The sequence below is a fragment of the Bradyrhizobium embrapense genome (assembly GCF_001189235.2).
In the GTDB taxonomy this organism is placed as follows: domain Bacteria; phylum Pseudomonadota; class Alphaproteobacteria; order Rhizobiales; family Xanthobacteraceae; genus Bradyrhizobium; species Bradyrhizobium embrapense.
The window spans coordinates 61,346-83,852 of the sequence record NZ_LFIP02000015.1 but is presented as its reverse complement, the minus strand read 5'-3'; the positions used below and the strand labels follow the sequence as shown (position 1 = coordinate 83,852).

Sequence of the window (22,507 nt, the reverse complement as noted above, 5' to 3'; positions counted from 1 at the left end):
GATTGATCCCTCGACGCAGGGCCGCGGGCGGCGCGTTGACCGCGCGAACCGCTCACCCCGTTGTTCTATTCAAAACGGAAATATTTTCCTTTTCAAGTATTATTTCGCGGGTCGGTTCGGTTGGTTCGCATTCGGCGTCAGATCGGCTTGATCACCCTGAAGTCGAGACCGTCGGCTTCGGCAAGATACATCGGCATCCGGGCGTGGCCGCTGCGCACCGTTACCGGGCCGCGCGGGCCGCGATAGACGAGGTTGTCTGCCGCCGCGAGCAGCGGCCGCATGTCCAGCGAGCCGGCGCGGTTGGCGGCGGCCTCGAGCAGGCAGAAGCCTTCATAGGCGGACTCGCTGCACGATCCGACCGGCGGCGCAAACGCTCCGAACATCGCGCGATAGCGGTCCCTGAATTCGTCGCCGGCCTGCGAGCCGACCGAGGGGAAATAGCCGGAGGCGCAGAACAGGTTTTCGGTCTTGTCGGCGCCGATGCCGAGCAGCGCGGTTTCGTCGAAACAGCCGGCAAAGCGCAGCGTGGTGGCGGCGAGCCCGGCATCGGCGAAGGCGCGGTTGAAGGTCACGCCGTCGGTGCCGATCAGCGAGATCAGCACGACATCGGGCTTCGCCGCACGGATCCGCTCCAGATGCGCCTCGTGATCGTCCTCGCCGACCGGCACGAACTCCTCGCCGACCACGAGGCCACCGGTCTCCTTGATGTAGCGCTTCACCGCGCGGTGCGACTGCCATGGCCAGACATAGTCGCTGCCGATCAGGTACCAGCGCCTGGCGCGCTTCACCTCGGCCAGCCAGTGGATCGATGGCCGGTTCTGCCAGCGCGGCGTCTCACCGATTGCGATCACGCCCGGCGTCCGCTCGCCGCCCTCGTAGACCGGCGTGTAGATGTAGGGGATCCTGCTCCGGGTGATGAGATGCCGCATCGCGACGCGCACGGCGCTGGTGTGCATGCCCATGATGAGATCGACCTCATCGAACGCGATCGCCTGCTCGGCGCGGTCGAGCACCTCCTCGATCGGGCCACCGGCGTCGTAGACCTGGAACTCGATCTCACGGCCGAGGATGCCGCCGCGCCGGTTGATATCCGCAACCGCGAGCTGCGCGCTCGAGGTCGCGGCCGGTCCCCACATCCCCGGCGAACCGGTGCAGCAGACGAAGCCGCCGATCCGCAGCCGGTTGCGCGCGCCCCGCCGGCCGAACCCGCTGCGATCCATCGGCGCAAGCACGCGATCCGACGCCGCCGACGCCAGGTTCCTGAACAGCAGGGATGGCGGGAACGGGAGGTCTCTTGCCGTGACGTTGGGCGTCGAATGCACACCTGCTCCTGTCCGGCACCGGCACGCCGCATACGGCAACGGTGCCACACGCTAGATCGTCTTGATCACATTGAAGTCGAGACCGTCGGCCTCGGCAAGATAGATCGGCATTTCGGCACGGCCGTCGCGAATGGTGACGGTGCCGCGGGCGCCGCTGTAGACGAGGTTGCGCGCCGCGGCGAACAAAGGACCCGTCGAGAGCGAACGGGCCCGGTTGGCCGCCGCTTCCAGGAAGCGCATCCCCTCGTAATTGGACTGTCCGACCGAGCCGATCGGCGGCGCGTGCGGGCCGAACATCGCGCGGTAGCTGATCTGGAACTCGTCATTGGCGCGCGAATCGACGCAGCCGAAATAGCCGGAGGCACAGAACAGGTTCTCGGTCGCGTCCGGCCCGATGCCGAGCAGCACGGTCTCGTCCATCGCACCCGCATAGCGCAAGGTGGTGGCGGCGAGACTGGCGTCGGCGAAGGCGCGGTTGAAGGTGATGCTGTCGGTTCCGATCAGGCTGATCAGCACGACATCGGGCTTGGCGGCGCGGATCCGCGCCAGATGCGGCTCGTGATCGTCCTCACCGAGCGGGACGAACTCCTCGCCGACCACCTGGCCGCCGGCCTCCTTGATGTAGCGCTTCACCGCGCGATGCGATTGCCAGGGCCAGACATAGTCGCTGCCGATCAGATACCAGCGCTGCGCTTTCTTGACTTCGGTGAGCCAGTGGATCGCCGGGCGGCTTTCGGCGCGCGGCGTCTCGCCGATCGCCATGACCCCTGGCGTCCGCTCGCCGCCCTCATAGACCGGCGTGTAGACATAGGGAATGCGGCTGGCCGTGACCTTGCGCAGCGCGAGGCGGACCGCCGAGATATGCGAGCCCATGATGACGTCGATCTCGTCGAAGGCGATCGCGCGTTCCGCGCGGCGCACCACCTCCTCGATCGGACCGCCGGCATCGTACATCAACAATTCGACCTCGCGGCCGCGGATGCCGCCGCGTCGGTTGATCTCGGCGACCGCCAGCATGACGCTGTTGGCCGAGATCGGTCCCCAGATTCCGGGCGCGCCGGAGAAGGTGATGAAATTGCCGATCCTGAGCTTGCTGTCGGTGCCGCCACGGCGCGAGGAGCCCGGCTTGACGGTCAATGCGAGATCGGCCGCGCAGGACGACGGGCTTCGAAACAGGTGCGGCGGCGCGACGGGCAAGCCGCCATGCGCCTGGGAAGAGACCGTCGAGAGCACGCCAACTCCTGTCTGGGAAGCAGAACGCAACGCAGCCAGCGGGCGGTTGCGGCATCCGCCCTTTGGTTGGGGGAATATCCTAGGGGAAAATATTGAATATTCAACAATTGAAGTGCATATAGAAATGGCATGAGTTGCCGGACATTCATTCACCGGGTCAGGAACCAGGTCTCACGCCGTGGCTAAACCGCCGAAAGAAAATTCCCCGATCACCGAACACCTCACCTACCTGCTCGCGCAAGCCAACCGGGAGATCAACCGGCAGTTGGAGACGCGGCTGGCCAAGGAAGGCGTGCCGGTCGAGCAGTGGCGCATCCTCAAAGTGCTGTCCGACGGCAATGGCCACTCGATGGGCGAGCTTGCCGACGCGGTGCTGCTCAACCATCCGACGCTGACCAAGATGATCGACCGCATGGTATCGGATGCTCTCGTCTATCGCGTGCAGGATCCCAAGGACCGCCGCAAGGTGCTGATGTTCGTCTCCGACCGCGGCAAGGCGCTGTGCCGCCGGCTCAACTCGCTGGCGGTAAGCCAGGAGGAGCACATCGTCGAGAGCTATGGCGACAAGTCGACCACCGAGCTCAAACGGCTGCTGGAAAGCCTGATCGGCAGCGCCAACTGAGGCGACAGCCTCCGCTACGACGCCACCTCGTCCTGCGCCACCAGGCCTGCCGGCCGGACCGGCGGGAGCGCGGGATCAGCGACCGGATGGGCCAGCCGGTTGCCGACGATCATGATCGCGCACAGCACATAGCAGCAGACGCCGAGTGCGAATGTCGTGGTGATGCCGAACTGGATCGACAGCGCCATGCCGAGCACGGAGGCAAGCATCGAGGTGATGCCGTTGGTGCTCCAGAAGAACGGCAGCAGTCCGTCATGCCGCCGCCAGATGCCGAGGCCCAACGGGAACATCATGCCCATGCAGAAAGCCGGGGGCGCCAGCAGCGCGACCGATACCAGGATGCGGATGTCGGTCGGCGCGGAGCGCGCCCAGGCGGTGACGGCCGGCGTCAGCAGGCCTGCAGCCACCAGCGTTGCGACCAGCGCCATGAGGCGCGCGATCAACATGCCCGGCCGCGCCGGCGCGGCCCCCACCGTGGCGCTGCCGATGCCGCCGAACAGAAGGATCGTGAACAGCACGACGCTGAGCCCGTAGACGGGATGGCCGAGGAACACCATCAGCCGTTGCATCTGCGAAATCTCGATCAGCATGAAGCCCATGCCGATCGCAGCGAAATAGGCCACCGGCGGCACCAGTGCGGCCGCCGGCATCCGCCGCATCAGACGCGCGAACGGAATGCCGATGTAATAGATGCAGATGCCGAGCTGGAAGACGAACACCCATTTGATGACGGTGAGCGCTGCGTTGTGCCGCACCTCTGAGCCGCTCTTGACGAATAGATCGCCAAGTCGCCCCGTATAGAAAAAGAACGGCTTGTCGTCGGTCGAGGCTGCGATGTTTTCCGGCAATGAGTCAAGGAAGCTCTGGTCGGCCTTGCCCGATAGAAGGGTCGAGGTGACATTGTCATAGGCGATATCGGGCCCGAGCAGCAGCTTGAACCCTTGCGCTACCAGGCGGTCGCGCGCGCCCTGCCATTGCGCCGCCGTGAACGCTTCGGGCCGGGTCATCACCGTGACGATGCTGCCGACATTCGCCGCGATCACATGCTGCGACAGTTCGGTGGTCGGCACGCCCTGATGCTGCAGCGCCTCCGCCGCGATCGCGATCAGACGATAGAACTCGCCGCGATAGACCGTTGGTTCGTACCAGCGCGACACCGAAAGCATGCCGCCCGGCTTCAGCGCGCGGAAGAAATCGGCCCACGCCTCCACGGTGTAGAGCCGGTTCTCGGTCAGCGTCAGCCCGCCGGCCGCGGTGGCGGCCCAGGTATCGATCAGCGAGATCTGGATCAGGTCGTAGCGATCGGGCGAATGGTTGATGTAACTGCGCGCCTCGGCATTGACCAGCGACACGCCGGGCCGGCGATGGAGATGGCCCGAATAATCGGCGAACTTGTCGGTCAGCACTTCGAAGATCGCCGGATTGATTTCGATGCCGTGAATTCGCTGCGCGCCGAAATAGAGGCCGGAGAGGATGTCGCGGCCGCCGCCGACGCCGATCACGGCCACGTCGCCTGGCCGTTGCTGCACCAGATAGGGCGCGTTGATGACGTCGTTCTTGAGATAGGAAACCTTGGTCAGATCGCCGGAAAAGCGGGTGATCGGCGTCGCCGCATCGGCATCGATGTCGAGATAGAGCTGCTCGATCCTGGCATCCGGAGTGCGCGAGAACGACCAGCCGAACGGAACCGAGAGCCCGAGATCGGTCACGCGGATGCGCGAATAGGTGTTCCAGCGCTCGAACAGCGTTCCGGTCTGCTCGGTGCCCTTGGCCCAGATCACGCCAAGATGGCTGCTGCCGGTTGCAGCAAGCGCGGTGTGAACCGCAGCGAGCGCGGCGAGACCAAGCGCGGCGTTGCGGCTCAGGCGCACATCGCTTCGGCCTTCGTGACGGACCACGAACCAGCCGACGGCCGCGGCGCAGGCGCCGATCCACAGCGTCGCACTGACCGGATCGATCACCAGCAGCACGAAGATGATGCCGAGGCATCCGGCCGCGGCGCCGACCAGGTCGGCAGCGTAAAGCCAGCCGCCGACATAGGGCAGCCGGGTCAGGAGAATCGTGATGCAGATGCCGCCCTCGGTAAACGGCATGGTGAAAGCCAGCGCCACCAGGGCGAGCGCAACCATGGCATATGCGCCGGGCACGACCAGCGGCGCATACAGAAAGGCACACATGGCGGCAACGCCGCTGATCGCGAACCGCGCGGCGTGACGGGCAAATTCCGGCGCCACACGCTCCGGCGCATAACGGGTGGAATCCTCATAAACCTTCATTGCGCCGCGCGTCAGCCCGAACATCGCGAGGGCGATGGCCCCGAAAGCGAAGTGGTAATGCACCATCACGCTGAAAAAGCGGGTGATCAGGATCTGATAGGCCAACGTGGCCGACGCCAGCACGAAGATTGCCGGATAGTAGCGGCCGGGCATCGTCGTCGCGGTCTGCAAGGCGCGGCCTCCTGATCGAGCCTTGACCAAAGAGACGCTTTGATGCGCGTCGGCGGCTCACCCGACGCGCCCTGCAATACTGAGACACAGAGCCCTAACAAGTGATTGATTGGACGAGCCAACAGCGACTTTGGGTAGCAGCCGGACCGGCGGCGGGCTTATCGCGGGGTTACCGGAGAGCCCAAAATCGCGAAGATACCGCCTCGCCGACCGCCAGCCCATGCCGGGAAGGTCCAACAAAAAGTCCGGTCAACATGTCGGAGTGCCGGTCGCAGGCTCGTCCTCCGGACGCGCCGACACTGCGCGCGCGCGGTTCCGGTTCATCCTCTTCATCGATCACAAGGATTCCCCCTGATGACTTCGATCACGCCTTTCCTCTGGCTCGACAACAACGTCCGCGAGGCCGTCGCCTTCTACAAATCGGTGTTCCCGAACGCCGAGATCGAAACTGTCAGCGACTTCATGGCGAGCTTCGAGCTCGAGGGGCAGCGGTTCTATGCGCTCAATGGCGGACCGCAGCACAAATTCAACGAGGCGGTGTCGTTCTTCCTCAGCGTCGAGACCCAGGAGCAGGTGGACTACTTCTGGGAGAAGCTCACCGACGGCGGCCAGCAATCGCGCTGCGGCTGGCTCAAGGACCGCTTTGGCCTGTCCTGGCAGGTGATCCCGACCGCGCTGAGCCGTTACCTCGGCGATCCCGACCGCACGGCGGCCGACCGCGCGATGCAGGCGATGCTAAAGATGCAGAAGATCATCATCGCCGATCTCGACAAGGCGTTCGCCGGCTGACGGCGATGTAGCCTCGACGGCGGGCCAGGCGCCCGCCGCGTCGGGGCCTGCGGCGGCTTACGCGTACCGCCCGTGGCAGTGCTTGTACTTCTTGCCTGACCCGCAGGGGCAGTCCTCGTTGCGGCCGACCTTGCCCCAGCTTGCCGGGTCGTTCGGATTGCGGTCGGCGGCGGACATGGCGGGCGCCAGCGAGGCCTGGGCGTAGGTGGCCTCGGTCAGGCGGGCTTGGGCGAACTCGTCCTCGCCGGTGTTGGGATCGAGCTTGTGCGCTTCCATCGGCGGCAGCGGCTGCGGCGGCTCGTCCGGCGGCACGATCTCGACCCGCATCAGCTGGGCGGTGACCGCCTCGCGCAGATGCGCGCTCATCTCCTGGAAGAGATTGAAGGCTTCGGTCTTGTACTCCTGCAACGGATCGCGCTGGCCATAGCCGCGCAGGCCGATCACCTGGCGCAGATGATCCAGCATGATCAGGTGCTCGCGCCAGAGATGGTCGAGCGTCTGCAACAGGATGGTCTTCTCGACGTAACGCATCACGTCGGGGCCCCACTGCGCGACCTTGGCCGCCATCCGCTCGTCGACGTGATTCTCGATGCGCGTCAGCAGTTCCTCGTCGGCGATGCCCTCTTCCTTGGCCCACTCATCGACCGGCAGGTCGACGTCGAGCACGCGCTTCAGCTCTTCCTTGAGGCCCGCGGTGTCCCATTGCTCGGCATAGGCGTGCTCGGGGATGTGCTTGGCGACCACGTCCTCGACGAAGGCATGGCGCATGTCGGTCACGGTCTCGACGACGCTGTCGTCCTTCATCAGGTCGACGCGCTGGTCGAAGATCACCTTGCGCTGATCGTTCTGGACGTTGTCGAACTTCAAGAGGTTCTTGCGGATGTCGAAGTTGCGCGCCTCGACCTTCTGCTGCGCCTTCTCGAGTGCCTTGTTGATCCAAGGATGGATGATGGCCTCGCCTTCCTGCAGGCCGAGCCGCTGCAGCATGCTGTCGAGCCGGTCGGAGCCGAAGATGCGCATCAGGTCGTCTTCCAGCGACAGGAAGAACTTCGAGCGGCCGGGGTCGCCCTGACGGCCGGAACGGCCGCGCAGCTGGTTGTCGATGCGGCGGGATTCGTGGCGCTCGGAGCCGATGATGTAGAGGCCGCCCGGCTTCTTCACGGTCTTGGCGGGTTTGTTGCCCTTGGCGGGCTCGACCTCGAAATCCTCCTCCGCCTTCAGCACGATCTCGCGGAAGCGCTCGATGTCGGCCTTGATCTGCTCGATCTTCCTGGCCTTCTCGGCTTCGTCGGTGATCGCGGCGGTCTCCTGCTGGATCCGCATCTCGAGCGAGCCGCCGAGCTTGATGTCGGTGCCGCGGCCGGCCATGTTGGTCGCGATCGTGATCGCGCCCGGCACGCCGGCTTCGGCGACGATATAGGCTTCCTGCTCGTGGAAGCGCGCGTTCAGCACCGCGAACAGCTTTGCCGGCTTGCCGGCGCGCGCGGCAGCATAGAGCTTCTCCATGCCGGATTCGGCGGTGAAATCGATCTGCTTGTAGCCGTGCTTCTTGAGGTACTCTGCCAGCACTTCCGATTTCTCGATCGACGCCGTGCCGACCAGCACCGGCTGCAGCCGCTTGTTGGCGCGCTCGATCTCGGCAAGGATCGCGGCGTATTTCTCGTTCTGGGTGCGGTAGACCTCGTCGTCCTCGTCGAGACGCGCCACCGGCAGGTTGGTCGGGATCTCGACGACCTCGAGCTTGTAGATGTCGAACAGCTCGTCGGCTTCGGTCAGTGCCGTGCCGGTCATGCCGGACAGCTTCTGGTACATCCGGAAATAGTTCTGGAAGGTGATCGAGGCCAGCGTCTGGTTCTCGGGCTGGACCGTGACGTGCTCCTTGGCTTCCAGCGCCTGGTGCAGGCCCTCCGAATAGCGCCGGCCCTGCATCATGCGGCCGGTGAACTCGTCGATGATGACCACCTCGTCGTCACGGACGATGTAATCCTTGTCGCGGGTGAACAGCGTGTGCGCGCGCAGCGCCTGGTTGACGTGGTGCACGACGGAGACGTTCTCGACGTCGTACAGCGAATCGCCCTTGAGCTGTCCGGCGTCGCGCAGCAGGTTCTCGAGCTTCTCCATGCCGCCTTCGGTCAGCGTCACCGTGCGCTGCTTCTCGTCGACCTCGTAGTCGTCCTTCTTCACGAGCTTCGGCATGAAGGTGTCGATGGTGTTGTAGAAATCCGAACGGTCGTCGAGCGGGCCGGAGATGATCAGCGGCGTGCGCGCTTCGTCGATCAGGATGGAATCGACTTCGTCGACGATCGCGTAGAAATGCTCGCGCTGGACCATGTCCTCCAGGCGGTACTTCATGTTGTCGCGCAGATAGTCGAAGCCGTATTCGTTGTTGGTGCCGTAGGTGATGTCGCAGGCATAGGCCGCCTTGCGCTCGGCGTCATCGAGACCGTGAACGATCACGCCGGTGGTCAGCCCGAGGAACGCATAGATCTGGCCCATCCAGCCGGAGTCGCGGCGGGCGAGGTAGTCGTTGACGGTGACGACATGGACGCCCTTGCCGGCGAGCGCGTTGAGGTAGACCGCGAGGGTCGCAACCAGGGTCTTGCCTTCGCCGGTCTTCATCTCGGCGATGTCGCCCTCGTGCAGCACCATGCCGCCGATCAGCTGGACGTCGAAATGGCGCTGGCCGAGCGTCCGCTTGGCCGCCTCGCGCACCGTGGCGAAGGCCGGGACCAGGATGTCGTCGAGCGTCTTGCCGCCGGCGAGCTGCTGCTTGAACTCGGCGGTGCGGGCCTTCAGCTGGTCGTCCGTCAGTTTGACGAGTTCTGGCTCCAGGGCGTTGATGGCGCTGACGCGGGACTGATACCCCTTGACCCGACGGTCGTTGGCGGAGCCGAAAAACTTGCGGGCGAGCGCGCCGATCATGCGAAATTCCTGTTCTTCGGTCTCGAGTTCGGTCTTGGTTCAGTGTTGAATTTCAAGTCTTGGAATACAGCCTGAGATGGTCCGCCGGATCGCCTATCAACTCACCGTGACGCGCTACGGTTCGAGCCCCGACCCGGGGCTCCTCCGCCAATTGAGTGGGAAACGGGCCATCCTGGGTTCAACGGCGAAAAACGCAGCAAAATAAGCGCTCTCACCGCTGACACGGTCGGCCAGAGATATGGCCCGGTCAGGGGGTTGTCAACGCCGCCAAGATGTCAAGGAATTCATCATTTTGACAAGACTTTCGCGTTGCCAATGTAACACGATTGGGCGAGTGTCCGCCCCGCTCGAGCTTCCCCCCTTTGAGACAAGGATTTTGCATGACCACCTCGCCTCCGGAAACCAAAACCGGCCTGCGCCTCGGCCTCGCCACCCTGGCCGCCACGGGCTGTCTTGTCGCAGTGCTGGCTGCCGGCCTGCCGGTCCGCGCCGCGGAATCCGACCCGGTGCTGGCGAAGGTGAACGGTTCCGAGATCCATGCCAGCGACGTGGCGCTCGCCGAGGAGGAACTCGGCCCGAGCCTGCAGCAGATGGACCCCTCGACCCGCAAGGACAACGTGCTGTCCTTCCTGATCGACATGAAGATCGTGTCCAAGGCCGCCGAGGACAAGAAGATCGAGAACAATGACGACTTCAAGAAGCGGCTCGCCTTCACCCGCAACCGCCTGTTGATGGACAGCCTGCTTGCCAGCGAGGGCAAGGCCGCGACCACCGACGACGCCATGAAGAAGGTCTATGAAGAGGCCTCCAAGCAGATCACCGGCGAGCAGGAGGTGCGCGCCCGCCACATCCTGGTCGAGACCGAGGACGAGGCCAAGGCGATCAAGGCCGAGCTCGACAAGGGCGCGGATTTCGCCGAGCTCGCCAAGAAGAAGTCCAAGGACCCCGGCGCCTCCGACGGCGGCGACCTCGGCTTCTTCACCAAGGAGCAGATGGTGCCGGAATTCTCCGCGGTCGCCTTCACGCTGGAGCCGGGCAAGATCTCCGATCCGGTCAAGTCGCAGTTCGGTTGGCACATCATCAAGGTCGAGGAAAAGCGCAACCGCAAGGCGCCGGACTTCGAGCAGGTGAAGGCCCAGATCGAGACCTATGTGACCCGCAAGGCCCAGGCCGACTACGTCGCCAAGCTGCGCGAGGCCGCCAAGGTCGAGCGCATGGACAAGCCGGCCGATGCGGCCAAGGACGCCGCCGCTCCGGCCGATGCCGCCAAGGATGCGCCGAAGCCCGCCGACAACAAGATGGCGCCGGCGAAGAAGTAAGCTTCTCGAACGTTGCAGTTGCGATGGCCGGGCATGTCCCGGCCATTTGCTTTTGCGGGCGAACCGTAGCCCGGATGGAGCAAAGCGAATCCGGACAGACCATCCGCAGTGACAGCTGCCCCGGATTGCGCTTCGCTCCATCCGAGCTACAGCTTACTTGAACAATTGATGACAGCCCCGTTCACGCTCGAGCCCTCTCCCGCTTCTCACGGCGAGATGTTATGCAGCGCTTCCCTCCCCGTAGCCGGAAGCCTCCCATGTCCACCGCCGTCTCCCCCCTCGCCCCGCCCGACGTCCCCGAGATGCCCGTGATCGCGGGTGTGCGGCTTGCGACCGCTGCCGCCGGCATCCGCTACAAGGGGCGTACCGACGTGCTGCTCGCGCTGCTGGACAAGGGCACTACGGTCGCCGGCGTCTTCACCAAGTCGAAATGCCCGTCGGCGCCGGTCGAATGGTGCCGCGCCAAGCTGAAGGGCGGGGCTGCGCGCGCCCTGGTGGTCAATTCCGGCAATGCCAATGCCTTCACCGGCAAGACCGGCAAGGCCTCCACCGCGCTGACGGCGCAGATCGCGGCGAAGGCGGTCGGCTGCTCGACGTCGGACGTGTTCCTCGCCTCCACCGGCGTGATCGGCGAGCCGCTCGACGCCAGCAAGTTCGACGGCGTGCTGGCACAGCTCGCCGAGACCGCGACTCCCGACCTCTGGATGGACGCGGCCAAGGCGATCATGACCACCGACACCTTCCCGAAGGTCGCGACCGCGACGGTGAAACTCGGCAAGGCCAAGGTGACGATCAACGGCATGGCCAAGGGCGCCGGCATGATCATGCCCGACATGGCGACCATGCTGTCCTTCATCTTCACCGACGCGCCGCTGTCGGCATCGGTGCTGCAATCCCTGCTCAAGGCCGGCGTCGAGGACACCTTCAATGCGCTGACCATCGACGGCGATACCTCGACGTCGGACACGCTGCTGGCATTTGCGACCGGCGCTGCGGCTGCCAATGGTGCGCCGAAGATCTCGCGCGCCAGCGACCCGCGCCTGAAGGCCTTCACCAAGGCATTCCAGCAGATCCTCGCCGATCTGTCCGAGCAGGTGGCGCGCGACGGCGAGGGCGCGCGCAAGCTGGTCGAGGTCGTGGTCGAGGGCGCCACGACAAAGCCGTCGGCGCGCAGAATCGCGATGTCGATCGCCAATTCGCCGCTGGTGAAGACCGCGATCGCCGGCGAGGACGCCAATTGGGGCCGCGTCGTGATGGCGGTCGGCAAGGCCGGCGAGCCCGCCAACCGGGACAAGCTCTCGATCTCCTTCAACGGCATCCGCGTCGCCAAGAGCGGCGCGCGCGATCCGTCCTACAACGAGAAGGAGGTGTCGGAGGCGATGAAGGCGCCGAAGATCCAGATCAAGGTCGCGCTCGGCCTCGGCAAGGCGAAAGACCGCGTGCTGACCTGCGACCTCACCAAGGAATACGTCGCGATCAACGGCGACTATCGGTCGTAGTAGTCACTGTCATTCCGGGGCTCGCGAAGCGAGAACCCGGAATGACGCCGATGGCGTCAGCTCGAAATCCGCGCGTCGGCGACCGCCTTCTTGAACAGCGCGTTCATCGCATCCGCGATGCCCTGGGTCGGGCTGACCTCGAAATAGAAGCCCGGCGAGGCGCAGGCCTGCATGTTCTGCGCGATCTGGCTGTTCGGCGACGGCCCGAACGGACCCTGGTTGAACGGATCGATCCAGGTCATGTACCAGTTGTTGGTCGGCAGTTGCAGATAGGTGGTGTAGAGCACCGCGATCTTGATGTTGCGCTTCTTGATCGCATCGCAGAGCGCCGGATTGATCGGCGACTGGCAGCGATTGCTGCCGGTAATCGGCTTCAGGCAGCTTGCATTCGGCTCGTCGGCGACGCCATCGGACACGAAGAACAGGTACTTCATCGGCGCGGCCGCGGTGCCGGGCCCCGGCGCGCTGATCGCGTTGCTGATGGCCGGAAGCACCGTCGAGAACTGGCTGTCCTTGTCGGCGGTGTACGAGTCGTTGTTGCCATAGACGCCCATCAGGTCGATGTTGCCGGCCGCGGTCTTGGCGCTCGACAGGCTGGTTGACAGTGTGAACAGCGCGCGCAGGCCGATCGTCGCCGACGAGGCGCCGAAATCGTAGATCGCCATCCGGTACTGGCTGGCATAGGTCGCGGTGTTCGCGGCGGTGTCCATCAGCTGCTGCGTCGCGCTGCGCAGCACGTCGATCCGCGTCGTCACGCCGAGCGTCTTGGCGAGATTGTAGTAGTTGTTGGGATCGTTGTAGTCGTGACAGGCGAACGCGCACTGGTCCGGCGTGTTGTTGACCATCTTGGTCACGTCGGCGGGCGTCGCTGCGACCCCCATCGACGGCGAATTGTCCAGCAGCAGATAGAAATCGATATAGAGCGGCATGTTCGCGGTCGAGGTCGAGGTGCCCGACACCGACACCTTGCTCCGCCCCAGCACGCTGAGGAACATGGTCGGGACATCTGCGGTGAACTGGACCGTCGAGGTGATGGTGCTGCCGCTCTTGGTCATGGTCGGCGTCACCTTGGTCAGCGTGAAACCGTTCTGGTTGAAGATATTGCCGTTGAAGATATTCTTCGCGTCGGCCTCGCCGGCCGAAATCTCGCCGTCCGAGGTCATGGCGCCGGCCGCGATGAAGCCGGGCGATGCCTTGGCGACCGATCCGACGCTCGCTGCGTCGGCGGCCGATATCAGCTTGCTGCGGATCTGGTTGGCGCGGGAATAGTCGACCGCACATCCGACCGCGACGAGGATCGGCAGCAGGGCCAGGCCAAAGATCATCGCGATGTTGCCAGAGCGATCGCGGCGGAAACGGCTGACGGTCCGGAGCAAGGTGCGCATGGGTTATATCGGCAGAGAAATTGATGGGCTGATAAATCAGGACCTTCACCTTGCCGGCGGCGCATTAAGGCCGGCTTATCGCGAATGCAGAAAAAGCGCGCAGGCACAAATCGTTTGGCCGACGGCGCGTTGCTGGTTAATGAAAGCTTGCAACAACAAGGAACATTCGTGCTGCATGGCCGACATCAAGCTGACCCTCGTCGTCGCCTGCGCGCTGGTCGATGCCGACAAGCGCGTGCTGCTGGCGCAGCGTCCCGAAGGCAAGGCATTGGCGGGGCTGTGGGAATTCCCCGGCGGCAAGATCGAGCCCGGCGAGCGGCCGGAACAGACCCTGATCCGCGAGCTGCACGAGGAGATCGGCATCACCGTGAGCGAGCCGTGCCTCGCGCCGCTGACCTTCGCCAGCCATGCCTACGAGACCTTCCATTTGCTGATGCCGCTCTACATCTGCCGCCGCTGGGAGGGCATGGCGGTGGCGCGCGAGGGACAGAACCTCGCCTGGGTACGCGCCAACAAGCTGCGCGACTACCCGATGCCGCCGGCGGACATCCCGCTGCTGCCGCATCTGATCGATCTGCTGCTGTGATCGGCTTCGACTCTCCCGCCCCGCTTGCGGGGGAAGCGGCTATCCAAAATATTGAAAACAACCCCATGCACAGTAGCCGGCGGTATCGTCGGCGTTCGATCAGGCGGCTTGACACGTCGGGCAACTCACCGGCATAATTCCATTATTCCGAAATCGCTTAGACGCCCACTCGGCGGCCTCATAAGAGAGGTTGGCTGGCATGGACAACTGCGATTCGGAGAAAGGTGGGCAACGGCAACAGCCGCACTGCTGCTGCGATTGCTGTGATTTCGCCGGCGCCGCCAAGCGGGCCAACCGTAAGGGACGCACGCTTGACGGGCTCCCTCCCGCCTTGCGGGGGAGGGCTGGGGAGAGGGGTGCCACACGGCGCGCTCTCTCGGCATGCATCTTGAAGACGGGCGCAGGTTGAAGAAGCGATGATCACACTCGTATCTCGCCCGGGGCTACCTCTCTCCCCAACCCTCTCCCACAAGCGGAGAGGGAGCCTGAACAGCGTGCTCACCTCACGCTTCAGCGCTTCGTGCCTTTCACCGCGGCCTCAAGGCTCGCCTTCGCCGAGCCAGGCTTGAGCGGCTTCGGCTGGCTGTCATGCGGCGCCCAGCCGGACAGCCAGACGATGTCGAAGGTGGCGCGGATGCGGCCGTCGGGGTCGGCGAAGCGCTCGCCGTAGATCTGCGCCATCCGCAGCATGGTGGCGCGCCGGGTCGGCGTATGGCGGCGCTCGCGCAGCACATTGGTCGCGCCCATGCGCCTCAAGTCCTGCATCAGAGCGAACGCGCTGGCATAGCGCACCACGACGCGGTCCACGTCGGTGACGGGCAGCGCAAAACCGGCCCGCTGCAATAGCGCGCCGATATCGCGCAGATCGGCGAACGGCGCGACGCGCGGCGACACCCCGCCTTCGCATTCGGCCTCCGCCGCAGCAAAGCTCTGCCTGAGCTCGGTCAGCGTGTCGCCGCCGAGCATCGCAGCGAGCAGCAGCCCGTCCGGCCTCAACGCCCGCCGGATCTGCGCCAGCACGCCCGGCAGATCGTTGACGAACTGGAAGGCGAGCGCGGAGACCACCAGATCGAGCGACTCGGGCGCTAGACCAAGCGCTTCCACCTCGCTGAAGCCGATCGGTTCGACCGAGGCGACACGCCCACGCACGGCGTCCGCCAGCCCACCGCCCGGCGTCCAGATGTCGGCCGCGGACGAAAAGCTGCGCGACACCGCAAGCAACCGGTCGGCGATGTCTTCGGTGGCGCGCTCGAGCAGGAACGTCGCCGCCCCCGCGACCTGCGCGCGCGCCAGCCGCGCGCCAAGCAGTGCGCGATCGAACAGGACGGGGGCCGTGGCCGGGGTCGGTGCCATCCGCGCTGGTTACGCCGGACTGCCGCCACTGGCAATGCGCCTTGAGCCCGTGCGGCTCAAACGCTAGCCTCATCGGCTATGGACGCCGAGACATCACCGACACGCTCCATTTCCGGTCACATCCAGCGCGCGTTCGGCGCAGTCGGCGGGGCGTGGCTGCATACCGCGCGGCTCGCGCTCGACATTGCGCTGCCGACGCTGTGCGTGTCGTGCCGCGAGCCGGTTCATGGCGAAGGCGTCTGCGCGGGCTGCTGGGCCAAATTGTCGTTCATCGCGCCGCCGTTTTGCCCGCGGCTCGGGATTCCCTTCGTCTACGATCCCGGGCCCGAGCTGCTGTCGATGGAGGCGATCGCCAATCCGCCGGCCTACCAGCGCGCCCGCGCCGCGGTGCGCTATGACGACGTCGCGCGCACCCTGGTGCACGCATTGAAATATCAGGATCGCACCGATCTCGCGCCAACAATGGGCCGCTGGATGGCGCGCGCGGGGAAGGAATTGCTAGCAGATGCCGACATGCTGGTGCCGGTTCCCCTGCATTGGCGACGCGGCTGGAGCCGGCGCTACAACCAGTCCGGCGCGCTCGCCAAGGTGATCGCGCGCCAGAGCGGTGTCAAAATGGTCTCCGAGGCGCTGCGGCGCACCCGCGCCACCGAGCAGCAGATCGGACTGTCGCGCAAGGACCGCGCCAGCAATGTGCAGGGCGCATTCGGGGTCGCCGATGAACGCAAGGCTGATATCCAGGGCCGCCGTGTGATCCTGGTCGACGACGTCCTGACCTCCGGCGCGACAGTGGATGCCTGCGCGCGGGCACTGCTCCGCGCCAAAGCCGCGCAGGTCGACGTACTGGTGTTCGCCCGGGTTGTCGATACCCACCGCGCTCCCATATAATCTGTAACTTCAGGTTCAACCGAGCACACCATGACCGCTGCCATCGAAATCTACACCCGCCCGGGCTGCGGCTATTGCACCGCGGCCAAATCGCTGTTGACGCGCAAGAACGCCGCGTTCACCGAACTCAGCGTCGCCAGCAACCCGGCCTACCGCGACGAGATGTACGATCGCGCCGGCGCGGGCTCGACCTTCCCGCAGATCTTCATCGGCACGACCCATGTCGGAGGCTGCGACGAGCTCTACGCGCTCGACCGCGAGGGCAAGCTCGACGGCCTGCTCAGCAACGGAGGCGGCGCCTGATGAGCACGGACAATATCTTCACCGCCGCCATGGTGCAGATGCGCACCGGATTGCTGCCCGAGCCGAGCCTCGAGCAGGGCACGCGGCTGATCCGCGAAGCGGCAGCGCAGGGCGCGAAGTATGTGCTGACCCCCGAGGTCAGCAACATGATGCAGCTGAACCGCAAGGCGCTGTTCGAACATCTGGCGAGCGAAGAGGACGACAAGTCGCTGCAGGCCTATCGGGCACTGGCCGCCGAACTGAAGATCCATCTGCATATCGGCTCGCTGGCGCTGCGCTACTCGCCGGAGAAGGCGGTCAACCGCTCGTTCCTGATCGGGCCCGAGGGCAATGTGCTCGCGAGCTACGACAAGATCCATATGTTCGATATCGACCTGCCGGGTGGCGAGAGCTATCGCGAATCGGCCAACTACCAGCCCGGCGAGACCGCTGTGATCTCCGACCTGCCCTGGGGCCGGATCGGCCTGACGATCTGCTACGACGTGCGCTTCCCGGCGCTCTATCGCGCCCTTGCCGAAGCCGGCGCGTCGTTCCTCACGGTTCCGTCTGCCTTCACCCGCAAGACCGGCGAAGCGCACTGGCACACGCTGCTGCGCGCCCGCGCCATCGAGACCGGCTGCTTCGTGTTCGCCGCGGCGCAGGCCGGCCTGCATGAGAACAAGCGCGAGACCTTCGGCCATTCGCTGATCATCGACCCCTGGGGCGAGATCCTGGCCGAGGGCGGCGTCGAGCCGGGCGTGTTCCTGGCCCAGATCGATCCCGCCAAGGTCGAGACCGCGCGCAAGACGATCCCCTCACTTCAGCACGGCAGGCGTTTCGGCATCGCCGACCCCAAGGCCGGCCCGGAGCATCTGCACCTCGTCCGAGGCTCGGCATGATCCGCTACACGCTGCGCTGCGAGCGCGGCCATCAGTTCGAGAGCTGGTTCCAGAGCTCCGCGGCCTATGAATCGCAGGAGCGGCGTCACCTGATCGATTGCCCGTCCTGCGGCTCCGACAAGATCGAGCGCGCCATCATGGCGCCGCGGGTCGTCAGCAAGAAAGGCCGCGAGCAGGCCCGCACGGCGCCGGCTGCGCCCGTCGAGACGACGCCGAATGAATCGACCTCGCTGATGATGGCGCAGGAGCGCGAGCTGCGCAGCAAGCTGAAGGAACTGCGCGACCATATCGTCAGGAACGCCGACAATGTCGGCGACCGCTTCCCCAACGAGGCGCGCAAGATGCATTACGGCGATATCGAGCACCGGCCGATCTACGGCGAGGCCTCGCCCGAGGAGGCGCGCGCGCTGATCGACGAAGGCGTCGAGGTCTCGCCGCTGCCGACGCTGCCGGAAGACCGGAATTAGGGCGAGCCGCTTCTATCCTCGTCATTGCGAGGAGCGAAGCGACGAAGCAATCCAGCTTCGTGCTTGTTGCGCTATGGATTGCTTCGCTTCGCTCGCAATGACGGGTGAGCTAAACCGGCCGAGCGTACCGATGACCCCCGAAACCTTCTCCTCCTGGCAGGTCTGGGCCTTTCTCTCGGCCGTGTTCGCCGCGCTGACCGCGATCTTTGCCAAGGTCGGCGTCGAGAGCATCAACTCCGATCTCGCTACCCTGATCCGCACCGTGGTCGTGCTGATCACGCTGTCGGCGATCCTGTTCGCGACCGGACAGTTCACGCAGTACGGGCCGATCTCGACCAAAAGCTGGCTGTTTCTGCTGCTGTCCGGGCTCGGCACCGGCGCGTCGTGGATCTGCTATTTCCGCGCACTCAAGCTCGGGCCGGCGACGCTGGTCGCGCCGATCGACAAGCTGAGCGTGGTGCTGGTGGCGCTGTTCGGCGCCGTCTTTCTCGGCGAGCGCCCCTCGGCCTATGGCTGGGTCGGGATCGCGCTGATCTCGGCCGGCGCGGTGCTGATCGCCGTGAAAGGCTGATCTAAGCTGCGATCAGCAGCGCGACGCCGATCACGATCAGGACGATGCCGAAAACCTCGCGCAGCGAGACCGGCTGCTTGAGCGAGAAGTACGCCACGCCCTGCGCGAACAGCACCTCGATCAGTGCCAGCGTGCGCACATTGGCGGCGGCGGTGAGCGCGAATGCCAGGAACCAGAACTGCGAGGAGAACGCGCCCATGAAGCCCGCGAACATCGAGGGCCGCCACAGGCCGAGAATTTTGCGCAGCACGTCGGGCGCGCGCAGCAACAGATAGACCGACAGGATCAGCGTCTGGACGAAGAGGCTCCACATCAGCGTGTAGGAGGCCGCCGTCACGAACGAGACGCCGGGCACCGCGATGATGGCGCCGCGAAAACTCACCGCCGAGATCGCGAACACCGCGGCGGCGCCGAGGCCGAGCACCGTCGGGCGCAGATCGGCAAAGCTCTTCTGCCCGCCAGGCCGCAGCGCGGTGATGACGACGCCGATGGTCGCGGTCACGATCGCGATCACCTTTGATGTCGTCAGATGGTCGCCGAGGAAGATGAAGCCGAAGATCGCGGTCTGGATCGCCTCGGTCTTCATGTAGGCCGTGGTCACCACGAAGGAGCGGTCGTTCATCGCCAGCAGCATGAAGCCGGTGCCGACGATCTGGCTGAGCGCGCCGGCCACCAGCCACGGCCAGAACGAGGCCGCCGGCCACGGCAGGCGGTCGCTGGTCAGCAGCACCGCCAGCACGAAGAACACCACCGCGAACGGCAGCCCGAACAGGAAGCGGATATTGGTCGCGCCCCAGGTCCCGAGCGGCCCGGTGAGATGCCGCTGCATCGCATTGCGCGCCACCTGCCCGAACGCAGCGACGATGGTGAAGGGAATCCAGAGCGAGGCGATCGTGAACATGTGGGAAAAGGCAAAGCGTGCGGCGGGAGTACACGCACAGCGTGCCGATTGCGGTCGAGGCGGTCAATCGAGACGGTGCATGACTGGATTGCGCGACGTCCGCAAACTCCCCGTAGCCCGGATGAAGCGAAGCGCAATCCGGGGCCAGCTTCACCGCGGACGAAGGAGTCCCGGATTGCGCTGCGCTCCATCCGGGCTACGGATTCCCCATAACCGGGGCGAGGTGCAAGCTACACCTCCTCCGCCACCACCATATAGTTCACGTCCATGTCGGACGAGATGCTCCATTTGTCGGCGAGCGGGTTGTAGACCACGCCGGCCTGTTCGGTGACGGTGAGATTGACGTCGCCGAGATAGCGCTCGAGCTCGGCGGGGGTGACGAACTTGCTCCACTCATGGGTGCCGCGCGGCAGCCAACGCAGCACGTATTCGGCGCCGACGATCGCCAGCGCAAAGCTCTTCCAGTTGCGGTTCAAGGTCGAGACCACCATCAACCCGCCCGGCTTGAGCACCGCGGCGCAGCGCTTGATGAAGGCGCCGACGTCGACGACGTGCTCGACCACCTCCATCGCCAGCACGATGTCGAAGCGCTCGCGCGCGTCCATCTCCTCCACCGTGGTGCAGCGGTAGTCGATCGACAGGTGGCCCTTGTCGGCGTGAAGCTTCGCGGCCGCGATGTTGGTGGCGGACGGATCGATCCCGACCACCTGGGCCCCGAGCCGGGTGAACGGCTCGCAGAGCAGGCCGGCACCGCAGCCGATGTCGAGCAGGCGCAGGCCGGACAGGCAGCTCAGGCTCTTGGCGTTGCGCTCGAACTTGCGGCAGGCGGCGTCGCGGATATAGGTCAGGCGTAACGGGTTGATCTTGTGCAGCGGCGCCATCTTGCCGCGCGGATCCCACCATTCATCCGACAGTTTCGAGAATTTTGCGATTTCGGCCGGATCGACCGAGCTGGCGGTGGCATTGGCGGAGGAACTGGAAAGAGCTGTTTGCATGGCCATGGTTGCGCGCCCCTATCGCGCGGTAATCGAACTGCGGAACGCCAAAGGCGACGCGATGGTCCTGATCTTCTCAAAACCTTCGCCGACGCCGCGGATCGTGACGTCGCCATAATTGAGGATGCGGCCGAGGATGCTCTGGTTGACATCGACGCTCTCGACCTTGTCGAGGCTCATCTCGAAGGTGCGCCGCTTGATGAATCCGGTCTTGTGGACGACGCGGAGGTTGGTGACGTCGGTTTCGGTGGTCCAGCGGTGGAACCAGGCCGCGGCGGTCCAGTACAGCGCCGCGACAGCAACCACGGCGGCGGCGGCAAGGCACGCCAAAACGAGGCCGTCGACCGTCGTCATGCGCGATGCGATCAGCAGCACCAGGGCAACGATCCAGGCCAGGATCGCCTGCCAATAGAAGATCCAGTGCGCATTGGTGGAATACAGCACCTTCTCGCCAGGCTGCAGGATTTCGTCGATATAGCGTCCCATCCAATCCCGCCTTCGAACCAGCCCCGAGTTACGCCCCGAGTTACCCTTGCGCCACAACCGGCCCGCAACCGGTCAAAACAGCCCCAAGGGACCCCAATAGCCCCCCACCAACCGGCTTGCCCCCGGGCGCGGCGCTATGTATACGCGCCTTTCGGTGCCGGCGCTTGCGGTTTTCGGCGTGGGTTAACCTACTTATCCTCTTAAAGGAATAGACGCGTCGTCATGGGCCGCCTCGTGATGAAATTCGGCGGTACGTCCGTCGCCAATATCGATCGTATCCGCAACGTCGCCCAGCACGTGAAGCGCGAGGTCGACGCCGGCCACGAGGTCGCCGTCGTCGTCTCGGCGATGTCCGGCAAGACCAACGAGCTGGTGGCCTGGTGCACCGAGGCTTCCCCGATGCACGACGCGCGCGAATATGACGCGGTGGTCGCCTCCGGCGAACAGGTCACCTCGGGCCTGCTCGCGATCGTGCTGCAGGGCATCGGCATCCAGGCGCGATCCTGGCAGGGCTGGCAGATCCCGATCAAGACCTCGGACGCGCACGCTTCGGCGCGCATCCTCGACATCGACGGCAGCGAGATCATCGACCGTTTCAAGGAGCGGAAGGAAGTCGCCGTCATCGCCGGCTTCCAGGGCATCAATCCGCAGACCGGCCGCATCACCACGCTCGGCCGCGGCGGCTCGGACACCTCGGCGGTGGCGATCGCGGCTGCGCTGAAGGCCGACCGCTGCGACATCTACACCGATGTCGACGGCGTCTACACCACCGATCCGCGCGTGGTGCCGAAGGCGCGCCGGCTCGACAAGATCGCCTTCGAGGACATGCTGGAGCTGGCCTCGCAGGGCGCCAAGGTGCTGCAGGTCCGCTCGGTGGAACTCGGCATGGTGCACAACATGCCGATCTTCGTGCGCTCCAGCTTCGACAAGCCTGAGGATATCGACCCGCACGCCAACCAGCCGCCGGGCACGCTGATCTGCAGCGAGGAGGAAATCATGGAAATGCACGTCGTCACCGGCATCGCCTTCACCAAGGACGAAGCCCAGATTTCCGTGCGCCAGATCGAGGACAAGCCGGGCGTGGCAGCTTCGATCTTCGGGCCGCTCGCGGATGCCAACATCAACGTCGACATGATCGTGCAGAACGTGTCGGAGGACGGCAAGACCACCGACCTCACCTTCACCGTGCCGGCCACCGACTACAACCGCGCCAAGGACACCATCACCTCGGCCAAGGCCAAGATCGGCTATGCCCGGCTCGACACCGCGACCGACGTCGCCAAGGTCTCGGTGATCGGCAGCGGCATGCGCAGCCATGCCGGCGTCGCGGCGAAGGCGTTCAAGGCGCTGTCCGAGCGCAACATCAACATCCGCGCCATCACCACCTCCGAGATCAAGTTCTCGGTCCTGATCGACGCCGCCTACACCGAACTCGCAGTGCGCACGCTGCACACGCTGTACGGGCTGGATCAGGCGTAGGGTTTCTACCCGTCGCCATCCGAGCGCTCCCCCTTTCGTCATTCGGGGGCCCGCGAAGCGGG

General features: G+C 65.2%; 20 protein-coding genes. 11 read left to right on the top strand and 9 right to left on the bottom strand.

What is annotated here, in order from left to right:
• Positions 1 to 137 precede the first annotated feature (137 nt).
• Together AKN83_RS35785 and AKN83_RS35780 are read right to left on the bottom strand one after the other, a co-directional pair.
• Positions 138 to 1,322 (bottom strand): substrate-binding domain-containing protein, encoded by a 1,185-nt coding sequence (locus tag AKN83_RS35785; RefSeq protein ID WP_050404805.1) that lies wholly within the window; start codon positions 1,320 to 1,322, stop codon positions 138 to 140.
• A gap of 51 nt (positions 1,323 to 1,373) precedes the next feature.
• Positions 1,374 to 2,555 carry a substrate-binding domain-containing protein gene (locus tag AKN83_RS35780; protein WP_050404804.1) on the bottom strand — a complete coding sequence of 394 codons (1,182 nt, stop codon included), beginning with the start codon at positions 2,553 to 2,555 and terminating at the stop codon, positions 1,374 to 1,376.
• 178 nt (positions 2,556 to 2,733) lie between these two features.
• Here AKN83_RS35780 and AKN83_RS35775 point away from each other — a divergent pair, with 178 nt between their 5' ends.
• Entirely contained in the window at positions 2,734 to 3,177 is a 444-nt protein-coding gene (locus tag AKN83_RS35775) for a MarR family winged helix-turn-helix transcriptional regulator (protein WP_038387042.1), read from the top strand.
• Between the two features lie 14 nt (positions 3,178 to 3,191).
• Here the strand turns inward: AKN83_RS35775 and AKN83_RS35770 are convergent, their stop codons facing one another.
• A complete protein-coding gene (locus AKN83_RS35770) occupies positions 3,192 to 5,624 on the bottom strand; it encodes a spermidine synthase family protein (RefSeq protein ID WP_050404803.1) in 2,433 nt (810 codons plus the stop codon).
• Positions 5,625 to 5,978: 354 nt separating this feature from the next.
• On the opposite strand from AKN83_RS35770, the gene AKN83_RS35765 reads away from it, so the two are divergent.
• Complete coding sequence (locus AKN83_RS35765) at positions 5,979 to 6,413, top strand: VOC family protein (protein WP_050404802.1); 435 nt, start codon at positions 5,979 to 5,981, stop codon at positions 6,411 to 6,413.
• Positions 6,414 to 6,470: 57 nt separating this feature from the next.
• Here AKN83_RS35765 and secA read toward each other — a convergent pair whose 3' ends face one another.
• Positions 6,471 to 9,335, bottom strand: a complete 2,865-nt coding sequence (secA, locus tag AKN83_RS35760; RefSeq protein WP_050404801.1) for a preprotein translocase subunit SecA — start codon at positions 9,333 to 9,335, stop codon at positions 6,471 to 6,473.
• Between the two features lie 380 nt (positions 9,336 to 9,715).
• Here secA and AKN83_RS35755 point away from each other — a divergent pair, with 380 nt between their 5' ends.
• Entirely contained in the window at positions 9,716 to 10,654 is a 939-nt protein-coding gene (locus AKN83_RS35755) for a peptidylprolyl isomerase (RefSeq protein WP_050404800.1), read from the top strand.
• A 257-nt stretch (positions 10,655 to 10,911) separates the two neighbouring features.
• On the top strand, positions 10,912 to 12,153 hold the full coding sequence (gene argJ, locus AKN83_RS35750; protein WP_050404799.1) for a bifunctional glutamate N-acetyltransferase/amino-acid acetyltransferase ArgJ: 1,242 nt from the start codon (positions 10,912 to 10,914) through the stop codon (positions 12,151 to 12,153).
• 56 nt (positions 12,154 to 12,209) lie between these two features.
• On the opposite strand, the gene AKN83_RS35745 is transcribed toward argJ, so the two are convergent.
• Complete coding sequence (locus AKN83_RS35745; protein WP_050404798.1) at positions 12,210 to 13,538, bottom strand: TadE/TadG family type IV pilus assembly protein; 1,329 nt, start codon at positions 13,536 to 13,538, stop codon at positions 12,210 to 12,212.
• A gap of 175 nt (positions 13,539 to 13,713) precedes the next feature.
• Here AKN83_RS35745 and AKN83_RS35740 point away from each other — a divergent pair, with 175 nt between their 5' ends.
• On the top strand, positions 13,714 to 14,124 hold the full coding sequence (locus AKN83_RS35740) for a (deoxy)nucleoside triphosphate pyrophosphohydrolase (RefSeq protein WP_050404797.1): 411 nt from the start codon (positions 13,714 to 13,716) through the stop codon (positions 14,122 to 14,124).
• A 510-nt stretch (positions 14,125 to 14,634) separates the two neighbouring features.
• On the opposite strand, the gene AKN83_RS35735 is transcribed toward AKN83_RS35740, so the two are convergent.
• Positions 14,635 to 15,477, bottom strand: a complete 843-nt coding sequence (locus tag AKN83_RS35735; RefSeq protein WP_050404796.1) for a methyltransferase domain-containing protein — start codon at positions 15,475 to 15,477, stop codon at positions 14,635 to 14,637.
• Between the two features lie 78 nt (positions 15,478 to 15,555).
• Here AKN83_RS35735 and AKN83_RS35730 point away from each other — a divergent pair, with 78 nt between their 5' ends.
• The 5 genes from AKN83_RS35730 (at position 15,556) to AKN83_RS35710 (ending at position 18,584) form a co-directional block, all read left to right on the top strand.
• Positions 15,556 to 16,365: a ComF family protein gene (locus tag AKN83_RS35730; protein ID WP_050404795.1), complete on the top strand. Its 810-nt coding sequence runs from the start codon at positions 15,556 to 15,558 to the stop codon at positions 16,363 to 16,365.
• Between the two features lie 30 nt (positions 16,366 to 16,395).
• Positions 16,396 to 16,668: a glutaredoxin 3 gene (grxC, locus tag AKN83_RS35725; RefSeq protein ID WP_050404794.1), complete on the top strand. Its 273-nt coding sequence runs from the start codon at positions 16,396 to 16,398 to the stop codon at positions 16,666 to 16,668.
• Positions 16,668 to 17,546: a carbon-nitrogen hydrolase family protein gene (locus AKN83_RS35720; RefSeq protein ID WP_050404793.1), complete on the top strand. Its 879-nt coding sequence runs from the start codon at positions 16,668 to 16,670 to the stop codon at positions 17,544 to 17,546. The genes grxC and AKN83_RS35720 overlap by 1 nt, the downstream gene beginning before the upstream one ends.
• On the top strand, positions 17,543 to 18,013 hold the full coding sequence (locus tag AKN83_RS35715) for a DUF1178 family protein (RefSeq protein ID WP_050404792.1): 471 nt from the start codon (positions 17,543 to 17,545) through the stop codon (positions 18,011 to 18,013). The genes AKN83_RS35720 and AKN83_RS35715 overlap by 4 nt, the downstream gene beginning before the upstream one ends.
• Before the next feature lie 130 nt (positions 18,014 to 18,143).
• Entirely contained in the window at positions 18,144 to 18,584 is a 441-nt protein-coding gene (locus AKN83_RS35710) for an EamA family transporter (RefSeq protein ID WP_050404791.1), read from the top strand.
• Position 18,585: 1 nt separating this feature from the next.
• Here AKN83_RS35710 and AKN83_RS35705 read toward each other — a convergent pair whose 3' ends face one another.
• From AKN83_RS35705 to AKN83_RS35695, 3 genes are all read right to left on the bottom strand, one after another.
• Positions 18,586 to 19,485: a DMT family transporter gene (locus tag AKN83_RS35705; RefSeq protein WP_050404790.1), complete on the bottom strand. Its 900-nt coding sequence runs from the start codon at positions 19,483 to 19,485 to the stop codon at positions 18,586 to 18,588.
• Between the two features lie 230 nt (positions 19,486 to 19,715).
• Positions 19,716 to 20,486, bottom strand: coding sequence for a bifunctional 2-polyprenyl-6-hydroxyphenol methylase/3-demethylubiquinol 3-O-methyltransferase UbiG (ubiG, locus tag AKN83_RS35700; RefSeq protein ID WP_050404789.1), 771 nt, complete (start codon positions 20,484 to 20,486; stop codon positions 19,716 to 19,718).
• Between the two features lie 12 nt (positions 20,487 to 20,498).
• On the bottom strand, positions 20,499 to 20,966 hold the full coding sequence (locus AKN83_RS35695; RefSeq protein ID WP_050404788.1) for a PH domain-containing protein: 468 nt from the start codon (positions 20,964 to 20,966) through the stop codon (positions 20,499 to 20,501).
• A gap of 222 nt (positions 20,967 to 21,188) precedes the next feature.
• Between AKN83_RS35695 and AKN83_RS35690 the strand changes: the two genes are divergently transcribed.
• Positions 21,189 to 22,445, top strand: coding sequence for an aspartate kinase (locus AKN83_RS35690; RefSeq protein ID WP_050404787.1), 1,257 nt, complete (start codon positions 21,189 to 21,191; stop codon positions 22,443 to 22,445).
• The last annotated feature ends 62 nt before the right edge of the window (positions 22,446 to 22,507 follow it).